Here is a 9,734-nt window from a genome sequence, read left to right as displayed (position 1 = left end):
TTAGGACAATTCATCGACTTGACTGAAATTCTTCAAGGTTCTGACCTCAAGTTTACCATTACTATGCACTACTACCTAAAAACCAAGTACGCTGCTGAGCTCAAGCTAGCAGCACCCATCCCAGAACCTGAACCTGAGATGACTGTTGGGGCAATGTGGGAGGATTACTTAATCTGGAAACAACCACAATTAGAGCCAACTACTTTTAAATTGAATTATCAAATTGCATTTACTAATGCTGTGAAAGGTCTAGTCTGGGATAACCGACTACGATCACATACTGTTGCCAACTGTGGTTCGATCTGGGATATGCCTGTAAACGCGATAGATATTGATAGAATCAAGCAATCTCCTTTGAGTTCTACGACAAAACGCAAAGTCCTAGCAGCGCTGTCGGAAGCGTTTACCCGCTTACAATCACTAGGTAAAACCAAGCTTTCGGCTAACCCATTCATAATAGTAGGGGGTATTACCGAAAACAAAACTGACAAATACAAGTCAACAATTAACGCCGATGGTGAGATACAAGAATGGTGGAACACAAGTAACCATGAATTGAGCTTAGAAGATACCGATACTCGTTCATTTTCTAAAACCGAACGAGATATCATTATCAAGGCGTTTTATGAGTCCGACAAACCTGCTACCCAACAGGCTGCCCCCTTAGTCGAGTTTTTGTTTTTAACCGGATGTCGCAGTGGTGAAGCCTTTGCTTTAAGGTGGCAGGATATATGGAAAGGAAAAGATAATCAGTACCTGGTAATTAGAAAATCCTACAATGGTAGGATTAAAAACACGCAGGTTACAAAAACTAAAGAAATTCGATTGTTTAAGCTTTATCCTAAGCTTAACGACTTGCTGTTGCGTATTAAGCCTGTTGATGCTAAGTCTACTGACTTGGTATTTTTCAACACTCAAGGTGCATCGTATAACTCTGGTAGTTTAGACGCTGTTTGGAGAGAATACAGGGGAAAAAAAAGCAATAAAACCTACACCTATCACGGTGTCGTCACTCAGCTAGCAAAATCTGGCGCGATAAGTTGCTATCTCTCCCCTTATCATACCCGCCATACATTTATCACCTTACAAGCTCAGTCTGGTACAGATTTACTGCTACTCGCGACTGCCTGTGGTAACAGCATAGAAGTCATACAGCGTCACTACCTAGGGGTCGATACCACGGTAGAGATGATAGACATCTAGCTCCCACACTCACCCTACTGACCGCCCCCTAAAAAGGGCGGTTTTTTATTGGGCGGTTTTTTATTGGCGATCGCTCCGGCACGGAAGCAGAAAACTTTCAGTCACGTCGTGTGCATAGTGTGAAGCAAATTGAGAAGCTTCTCTCTGCTCTCTAGTCTATTTTCTGGTTTAGCCGCCTACTGTAGGCGGCTACTTGTAGAAATGAAGGTAAATAGCCAATAAAAACCCGGCTGTTAGACCGGGACAAACTTGGAACCTTGATAAATCAATACCAACTAAATTTTACACAACAGGCGGAACAGTCTGTTCGGACATCTTGGCTACCAGCTCTTGTAGCTGGGATGTACTTGTCGAAACCTAGCAGGTTTGAACAAGTTTTCCTGCCGTGATTTACGGCAAAATATTTCTCAATCCTATAGGTTTTGCAGCACAAAAATATGCGAAATTATGACCCCTTAGCAGCCGACCTGTAAAGACGAACTTTGCAGAACGAGCGAAACAGTTCGCGAGCGTTTTCCTCTGAGGGATGTTCGCGACAGTATTGAGTAAAGTCAGTTACAACCTCAGCCAGTAGAGTAAGTAGCTCATTTTCCTCATTTTTAAAGAAGTCTTGTCGAGTTCCGTCAAACACAAGTTGGTAAAACTCCTTGAGCAGGCAGTATTTGATGTAGTTTGCGTTGTAGTGAATGAACCTCTTTTTGAGGGTTGCCGTTTGAGGGCTTTCGGTTTTTAAAAATGAACCTTTGTACTGAATCATTCCTCCTTCTTGAAGCATCTCGATTTGGGGTGAGATAAGGCTTCTCGTTTCGTACCAGGGTGTAGTTTCAACTTCCACTGTTTAGCCTCCAAAAATTAAATGTCTTTGAAGCGCGTGACACAAGTAATTCTAATCTTAGTGTCACTACCTGAGCAAGTAAGTCCTTTTCTAGGTTTAGCCGCCTACAGTAGGCGGCTACTTGTAAAAAAGAAGGCTTAAACTCACCAAAAAAAGCTAGGTTCACATCGTGTGCATAACGTGACTCTAGCTTTTAATTTTCCGAGCCTACCGATCGCACCACCTAAAACTCAACCAATATCTGATTGACCTCACTTCTTGTAGGCGGGAATTGTCCGCCGCGCTCGTAGTGGACTAGCAACCGCTTGTAAGTTATCCCAGATTTTAAATCGCCAAAGTGTTTGGCGTAAGCGTAAATGCCTTTGTCTTGTGCCTCTTGTACCAGCAACTGCTTATCTTTAGGGGCGGTTCGCCGTTCTACTTGTCGGTAGTGTTGGCTCAACCTCACTTCATCGGGTAGCGGTTTGTAAGCTGTTTTTGCTATTGCATCCAAAGCCGACAGCGCCCGCACCGTCCACGTTGTAGCCGGCATCCAGCAAGCCAGCTCGATCACGGCCCGTGGGGGCAACAGGTAGTTGAGGCTCGGACGCCCTATCCAACACACTCCCAGTACGGGTTCTGCGTGAATAAGGAAAGTTTCCGGGCAACAGAATCATCCATCCCCTACCAGTTGACCTTCAAAGTTGCGGATTAAGCGATCGGTAGTTTTTGGCTCAACGCCGTACAAGGCGTCCACCTGTTCAGGCAGTAGCACCGGTGCTTGGTAGTAGTGAAGCCACTGTACGAGATTAACGCCGATGTCGAGCACGTTAAATGCTTCTGAGTGAGAAATGCCGTCAAATACGGCATCCCGATACCAGCGAAGCGCTAAAGGAGTATCCCGCGAGTACGCTAAGAATTGCGATCGCGGTGTACCCGTGACGGATTGTTGTGACATAATATTGTTCTCAATTGCTTAACTCAATTGAGAAAACAGCGGTCATCGGGGTGCAACCCGGTGGCTGTCTCTCGTGCTTTGACGATCGCAGTAAATGACACTTCAAGTCAAGCCGCAAAATCGGGCAAATACCTTCATTTTGGGAAGTAGCCGCCTACAGTTGGCGGCTAAACTCAGAAATACACTCAAATACTCTTAAATAGTCTGTTTTACTAGGAACCGAAATAAAGCCCCCTTTTAAGGGGCGCAGCTTCCTAATTTCCTTTTTGGGGTTTACCCCTCAATCATCTCCAAAAGTGCCTCTACATCAGCAAGCGAGGCTGTCTATTTCTTCCTTTTAGCCTTCAACTGGTTAAGCAGGTTGGCTGCCTCTGGCAGTTCACTTTGCACCCGCAGGTTGCCTAACTCGTTCTGCAACCGTTCAACCTCATCCTTCAACCTATTCACTTCATCACTTGAATCGCGTGTGTCAGGGGATGAAGTTACACTCGCTTCTATTTCAGAATTAATATTCTTCACTGTGTCATGCGGTTCGACACCTTTGTCGAGTTGTCGAGCGTATTCGAGGGTTGCGTCAGCTAGGACTATCGGCACTCGAATGGTGCGGGTAGCACCCGATTGCCAAGGTGAGGAAAACTGAGTTTTCTTGATTGAGTCGATGTGTCCGGTTGGGTTTAGCATAGTAGTAGGTAAGGTTTATCGCCTGTGTCAGGCGCTTCGATTGCTATAGCAGTACCGGCTTGAGATTGTCGAACCACGTGACACAGGGTTTTGTTACTTCCTCACTAGGTAACGCTACTAGGGATAGCGGGGGCTTTTTTTTGCCTACAGGTTAGCATTCTCCAGCTTAGCCGCCTACAGTTGGCGGCTATTTGTAAAAAAGCAAGGTAGGACAGACAAGGTAGGGGTAAGCTAGAAGATTGATAGAAGAGTTCGCTTGTAAGCGAGTATCAGGTAAGGGACACTGGGACAAGCAAACAGATCGCAGCAAGGGTCAAAAACCCCCTAAAATGGCCGTTTTGCTAGAGTGCTGATAGAAATTACACAGTTAGACCCTGAAAGTATTGGAAAAACGTTACAGAACCATATCGATCAAAATTTGCTGAGAACTCACTTCCGGGCAATTAGCAGGCGGCCGCCGCTGAGAGTAGTGTCCCCCAGAGTGCAAATCCCAAGCTTGGCGGTTGTCAGCCAGCATTACCCCCAAAATTTCTTGCAATTCCTTGGCAATGGTCGGGTCTTCCACGTGAACGATCGCCTCAACCCGTCTTGTGAGATTGCGCTGCATCCAATCAGCAGAACCAATATACACCTCTTCATCCCCACCGTTGAAAAAATAAAACATCCGAGAATGCTCTAAAAAACGGCCGATAATACTGATAACTCGGATATTTTCGCTAACACCTTCAACGCCGGGACGCAAACAGCAAATCCCCCGAATAATCAAATCAATTTTAACTCCCGCTTGCGAAGCTTCGTACAAAGCAACAATGATTTGAGGGTCAACTAAAGCGTTCATTTTAGCGACAATCCGGCCGCAGCTACCGGTGCCGCCTTCGGCCTGCAAGCGGCAGAATTCTGCCTCGCGGCGGATTAAAGCTAAAAATCGATCGCGCATATTGACCGGTGCCACCAACAATTTGCGATAAGATACCTGCCGCGAATAACCAGTCAAATAATTAAACAAATCCGTCAAATCCGATCCCAAATCCTCGCGACAACTCAACAAACCCACATCGGTATACAGTCCGGCTGTTTTGGGATTGTAATTGCCAGTGCCGATGTGGACGTAGCGGCGGATGTAATCGTCCTCGCGACGCACTACCATCACAATTTTGGTGTGGGTTTTGAGTCCCACCAAACCGTAAACTACGTGGACTCCAGCTTGTTCTAACTTGCGAGCCCAATTAATATTATTTTCTTCGTCAAACCTAGCTTTGAGCTCTACTAAAACGGCTACCTGCTTGCCGTTTTCCGCTGCTTGAATTAAGGCGCTGACGATCGGCGAATCTCCAGAAGTGCGGTATAAAGTCATCTTAATCGCTAACACGGAGCGATCGTGCGCCGCCTCAGTAATAAACCGCTGTACCGTCGCCGCAAACGAGTGATAGGGATGGTGCAGCATCAAATCCCCCTGCCGGATGGTCGTGAAAATATCCTGACCATCCTCAGCATCCAACATCGATTTCTCTAAAATCCTTGCCGATTCCAAGTTCCGCAATCGCGGCGGCACAACCGGAGTCCAAGGCGGGTCTTTCAGTTCCGGTACTGGCAGCCCCACAAAAGACATCAAATCCTTGAGGCCTAGCAGCCCCTCTACGACGTAAACATCTTGCTCACCGAGATCCAGCTCCTCCATCAGCATATCTCGCAGCGCAGGCGGCATAATCGCTTGAATTTCCATCCGCACCGCAGAACCTCCAAACCGGCGCTTGCGGAGTTCCTGTTCTATTGCCAGCAGCAAATCCTCTGCCTCATCTTCTTCCACCGTCAAATCGGAATTGCGAGTAATGCGGAACGGGTGATACTCCTCAACGTCCATCCCCGGAAACAAAGCTTCTAAATTGTGGGCAATCACCTGTTCTAGGGGCACGCCTGTCCAAACAGGAGATTTGCCCCTCTGCTGCCACTGCAAATCCCCCGGTAGCGGCACAAACCTCGGCAAAACCTGCGGTACTTTGACGCGGGCAAACAATTCTTCGCGCGTGTCCGGGTCTCTGACTACTACTGCTAAATTGAGGCTGAGATTGGAAAGGTAGGGGAAGGGGTGGCTGGGGTCAACTGCTAGGGGAGTGAGTACGGGAAATACTTGTTCTTTGAAGTAGCGGTGCAAGTAATTGCGCTGTTCTTGATTGAGGTCAATGTAGTCGAGAATGTAGATTTCGCTTGCTGCTAGTTTCGGCCGCAGGGTTTGCTCAAAATAGGCGTGTTGCTGAGAAACCATCGGCAAAAGCCGCTTGTTAAGGGCATCTAGCTGTTGTTGAGGCGTGCTGCCGTCGGAGGTCAATTTGCTGACTTTTGCGTGTACTTGCTGTTTGAGGGCGCCCACGCGCACCATAAAATATTCGTCTAGGTTGGAGCTAAAAATAGCGAGAAATTTGAGCCTTTCTAGGAGGGGCGTGCGGGGGTCGAGGGCTTCGTGGAGCACGCGGTTGTTGAATTCTAGCCAGCTTTGTTCTCGGTTGAAGTAATATTGAGGGTCGCTGAGATTGATTTCAGTGTAGGTTTTGGCGGGGGTCTTTTTTGGCTTGGGCATGGTTTGGGGGAGTCTTTGGGAGGCTCGGTGATGGCATCTCTAGAAATAGTATTGTAGGTTAAAGGATTGGTTCGCATCTGCTTTTGGTCGATCGCTACCAAATTAGAATTTAAGCAAAACCTTCAACTATTTTTCTAGGATTATCACGAAATCCTCAATCATCACATCAAAGGTGCGAGCCAGCTTGTGAACTGCTGCAAAGTCAACCATTGCCATCCCCTGAGAACGAGCATAATTGCTAATCGTACTGTAGCCCACGCCCGAGCGCTCCGCAACTTCCTTGAGCGTCCATCCCTTCTCGGCAGCCAACTCTCGAACCCGCAATCTGACTAAGCCTTTGCTCATATTCACTATTTACAAAATTTTGGATTTAGTATAATATATCAAAAAGCGATCGCCCCCGGTCATTCGATTTTAGATTTTAGATTTTAGATTTTAGATTGACTCTAAAGATGAATCTGGGAGCTGGAACGTTGGTCGAAAATTTTGCGCCTCTGATGGCAGAAGTCGGGGCTTGTCTCCGTTTTGCGGCGGAGTCAACGAAACTAAAGACGATCGCCAGTTAAAATTAATCCCGACAGATAATTTCTGTCGATCGCACTTAGCAGAGATAGATTTACCTACTACCACCAGATGCAACTACAATGATATCAGAAAATCAGCTAAGATCATCAGCGATCGGCGCATCAAAAATTATTCACAAATCGTCGATCGTCAATCCGCGATCGAGATTTGTCACCGAAGAAACAGTAGCACTTCTGTTCAACATATCACCCGAACAGATATACCGGATCGATTGCTGCCACAACGTGGTGTACGTTCATGCCAAAGGCCTCAGTCGATTTGTCAGCTACGCCGATTTTCCGCCAATCTTAGAAGTAAAACCGCCCTGCGATCAAGATTTTGTCGCCTGGTACAAACGCTGGAAACGGACACAAGCACCAGAATTTTGGACTAAATTCTATACATACAACTTCAAAACGGCTGTTTCAGTTGACAGCTTGCTTGAGTGGGGTAAATTAGTAGCTACAGTTAAATCGGTAATTTCTGCCTCAGCGCTGCAACAGCTACGAGATGTTTACGCTCAAGAAAAAGCATTGATGGAGAATTTTTAAACAGTTTTCAAGCGTAAGGTGAACACGGAGCACCTTACGCTGAGGAGTGCGATCGACTGATTTGTATCATTGTAGACGTTGGCGATCGACAATAAACAAGATTTATTCATAATCACTGGTTAAAAAAAGAGATTTTGAGCGATCGCTTTTATCCGGGTGAATTGGCGGCGGATGATTTGATGGAATGAGGATGGAGCGTTATGTGTTAATTTTTGTGAGTTTTGAGTAAAAATATTGATGTGAGACCTGTTATGAAAGATGAAAGTTTTTTTGAAGAATTTGCATTTCTCCTGGTTAAGTATCAAGCAACTAATAAAGCCAATAAATATCGGGGCGTCCCTCTTTCTAGTATATGTTGGACGTTGAGAGGACTTCTGAATATGCGTACTGAAGAAGTGAACCTGACTTCAGACGAACTTCTTTTTCTAAAAGAATGGGGATGGATAATGGAGCTTTCACCCTCCAATCCTCTTTATAAAATTCTTAAGAAGGTTGACTCAGGTCAGCAACTGAGTAAACAAGAAAGGATGGCTTTGGAACGAGAGCAACAAGAAGTAAAGCTTATTTGGAAACGAGAGCAGCAACGAGAGCAACAACAACAAAGGGAACGAGAGCAACAAGAAAAAAAGCTGGCTTTGGCACGAGAGCAACAAGAAAAAAAGCTGGCTTTGGCACGAGAGCAACAAGAAAAAAAGCTGGCTTTGGCATTAGAGCAACAAGAAAAAATAAATCAAGAGAGGCACTTGGCTGAACTAGCGACAAAATACCGAGTCAGTAGCTCGTATTCATCTATCTCTAATCGTCTGTATGACCTTCTTTGCCAAATAGATAGAGGAAATCAACTGAGTGATTCAGAGGTGATATGGATGAAATTGAATCGGTTTTATGAACCGATAGAAATTTCTCGCAAAATGCAGCACTTTGCTGGACTGAAGTTTATGTACAAAGCTACTAAATATCAGGATTCATTTCCCTCAAGCAATCTCTATAAAATCCTGAAACGAATTGACGAAAATCAGCCACTTAGCACTAAAGATATTCAATGGTTAAAACAGGAAAAACTATCAGAAACACTTGCTATTTGTGAGGAACAAGAAGCCTTACAAGAAATAGGATTTTCCGATCTAAAGAATAAGTATCAAGCCACTAAACACCTAGATTTATCTTTATTTAGTCCGCTCTATCAAATTCTGAAAAAGCTGGATACGGATAAGCAGTTGAGCTTGTCAGATATTAATTGGCTAGAAGAGCATCAACTTAGCGAAACGCTTGGCATTGTTGTAGAAATTGAAAATAATCGGCACTTTGCTGAACTGAAGATTAAGTATAAAGCTGCCCAATATGAGGATTCTTCCCTCTCTAGCCATCTGTATAAAGTTATTAAAAAAATTGATTCAGCAAGTCAGCTAGGTGAGCAAGATATTAACTTTCTGAAAAAGCGCAAACTGACTGAGACAATTACTGTTGCTATTGACAAATATGCTGCTAGTCTGAAGTCCAAAATCAAGTCAGGAGAGCAGTTGAGTGAGGCTGATATTGATTGGGCGAACCAGAATGGACGTGATGATGTCATTACTTTTGCCCAAGAAAAGGAATTTGCTGCTCTGAAGTCGAAATATGATGTCTCGAACTATAAAGATAAATCACCTTCTAGTCCGTTGTACGCAATTCTGCAAAAGCTTGATAAAGGAGATCGAATTGAGGAGATAGATGTAGCTTGGCTGGAGGAGAATAAACTTGAAGCACCTCAACCTAGCTATAGCTATTATGGGTGGCAGGAAGAGCGCCGATATCAAGGGCAGAAACTGTTCTCTGGCAAGATTTGGACTGCTTACCACAAAAACGAAGCAACTTTCTACGAACAGGAGTACCAGCGCACTGGAAATAAATGGAACTTGCCTAATGCGAGCAGTCATTGGCGCAAGGCGGATAAACCTAGAAGTGCATTGAAGCTGACGGAAAATCTAGACTTCAATCAAATAAAAGAAAATAAACTCAAGTCAGCATTACTAACAACTAGGGGCGGTGCTTTCCGAGATATTGATAAATTAGATGATGCACAAAAGTGCGCTCTAAAAGCGATTGAGTATCAGCCTCAGAGTCATCATCCTTACACTTTAATGGGAGCTATTTGTTTTGAGCGGGGCGAATTCTTAGAGGGTGAGCGTTGGTTTAATGAGGCAATTAAACGCGGTGCTTCTCCCAAAGATCAGGATGCGGAAATGAAGCGGGTTGTCAAAAATACCAAGGATGAGAATAAACGGCGGGAAGTGATAAACTATCTGCTGAAGAAAGATTCCCGACGCTATGCTTGGGCTAACTCTTATCTAAAGCAGCCAAAAAACAAAGCTAAGTGATATCAATTCCGATTGCACTCCTTATGATACG

Annotated in this window: 9 protein-coding genes; 3 read left to right on the top strand and 6 right to left on the bottom strand. The window is 44.9% G+C overall.

The features are described 5' to 3' along the window. Nucleotides 1-1,203 (top strand): tyrosine-type recombinase/integrase (locus tag QUB30_RS20310; RefSeq protein WP_333336842.1); only part of this gene is annotated, 1,203 nt, incomplete at its 5' end. A 445-nt stretch (nt 1,204-1,648) separates the two neighbouring features. Here QUB30_RS20310 and QUB30_RS20305 read toward each other — a convergent pair. The 6 genes from QUB30_RS20305 to QUB30_RS20280 form a co-directional block, all read right to left on the bottom strand. Further along, nucleotides 1,649-1,978 carry a hypothetical protein gene (locus QUB30_RS20305; protein ID WP_333336840.1) on the bottom strand — a complete coding sequence of 110 codons (330 nt, stop codon included), beginning with the start codon at nt 1,976-1,978 and terminating at the stop codon, nt 1,649-1,651. Between the two features lie 283 nt (nt 1,979-2,261). Beyond that, nucleotides 2,262-2,570, bottom strand: coding sequence for a hypothetical protein (locus QUB30_RS20300; protein ID WP_333336838.1), 309 nt, complete (start codon nt 2,568-2,570; stop codon nt 2,262-2,264). A 120-nt stretch (nt 2,571-2,690) separates the two neighbouring features. Then, entirely contained in the window at nt 2,691-2,975 is a 285-nt protein-coding gene (locus tag QUB30_RS20295; protein ID WP_333336836.1) for a hypothetical protein, read from the bottom strand. A 324-nt stretch (nt 2,976-3,299) separates the two neighbouring features. Next, complete coding sequence (locus tag QUB30_RS20290; protein WP_333336834.1) at nt 3,300-3,656, bottom strand: hypothetical protein; 357 nt, start codon at nt 3,654-3,656, stop codon at nt 3,300-3,302. 394 nt (nt 3,657-4,050) lie between these two features. Further along, on the bottom strand, nt 4,051-6,231 hold the full coding sequence (ppk1, locus tag QUB30_RS20285) for a polyphosphate kinase 1 (RefSeq protein WP_333336833.1): 2,181 nt from the start codon (nt 6,229-6,231) through the stop codon (nt 4,051-4,053). Between the two features lie 126 nt (nt 6,232-6,357). Continuing rightward, nucleotides 6,358-6,576 (bottom strand): helix-turn-helix transcriptional regulator, encoded by a 219-nt coding sequence (locus QUB30_RS20280; RefSeq protein ID WP_333241744.1) that lies wholly within the window; start codon nt 6,574-6,576, stop codon nt 6,358-6,360. Nucleotides 6,577-6,875: 299 nt separating this feature from the next. Here QUB30_RS20280 and QUB30_RS20275 point away from each other — a divergent pair, with 299 nt between their 5' ends. Both QUB30_RS20275 and QUB30_RS20270 read left to right on the top strand, forming a co-directional pair. Continuing rightward, nucleotides 6,876-7,346: a hypothetical protein gene (locus tag QUB30_RS20275; protein WP_333336831.1), complete on the top strand. Its 471-nt coding sequence runs from the start codon at nt 6,876-6,878 to the stop codon at nt 7,344-7,346. Nucleotides 7,347-7,597: 251 nt separating this feature from the next. Beyond that, nucleotides 7,598-9,703: a hypothetical protein gene (locus QUB30_RS20270; RefSeq protein WP_333336829.1), complete on the top strand. Its 2,106-nt coding sequence runs from the start codon at nt 7,598-7,600 to the stop codon at nt 9,701-9,703. The last annotated feature ends 31 nt before the right edge of the window (nt 9,704-9,734 follow it).

Source organism: Microcoleus sp. BROC3 (assembly GCF_036702515.1).
GTDB lineage: Bacteria > Cyanobacteriota > Cyanobacteriia > Cyanobacteriales > Microcoleaceae > Microcoleus.
The sequence above is the reverse complement of the archived record's forward strand: the minus strand, read 5'-3'. Positions and strand labels throughout refer to the sequence as shown.

Excerpts from the sequence above, each read along its gene's own strand:
- QUB30_RS20295 (WP_333336836.1), bottom strand. The coding sequence starts at position 2,975 with ATGTCACAACAATCCGTCACGGGTACACCGCGATCGCAATTCTTAGCG.
- QUB30_RS20305 (WP_333336840.1), bottom strand. The coding sequence starts at position 1,978 with ATGCTTCAAGAAGGAGGAATGATTCAGTACAAAGGTTCATTTTTAAAA.
- QUB30_RS20290 (WP_333336834.1), bottom strand. The coding sequence starts at position 3,656 with ATGCTAAACCCAACCGGACACATCGACTCAATCAAGAAAACTCAGTTT.
- QUB30_RS20300 (WP_333336838.1), bottom strand. The coding sequence starts at position 2,570 with ATGCCGGCTACAACGTGGACGGTGCGGGCGCTGTCGGCTTTGGATGCA.
- QUB30_RS20275 (WP_333336831.1), top strand. The coding sequence starts at position 6,876 with ATGATATCAGAAAATCAGCTAAGATCATCAGCGATCGGCGCATCAAAA.
- ppk1 (WP_333336833.1), bottom strand. The coding sequence starts at position 6,231 with ATGCCCAAGCCAAAAAAGACCCCCGCCAAAACCTACACTGAAATCAAT.
- QUB30_RS20280 (WP_333241744.1), bottom strand. The coding sequence starts at position 6,576 with ATGAGCAAAGGCTTAGTCAGATTGCGGGTTCGAGAGTTGGCTGCCGAG.
- QUB30_RS20270 (WP_333336829.1), top strand. The coding sequence starts at position 7,598 with ATGAAAGATGAAAGTTTTTTTGAAGAATTTGCATTTCTCCTGGTTAAG.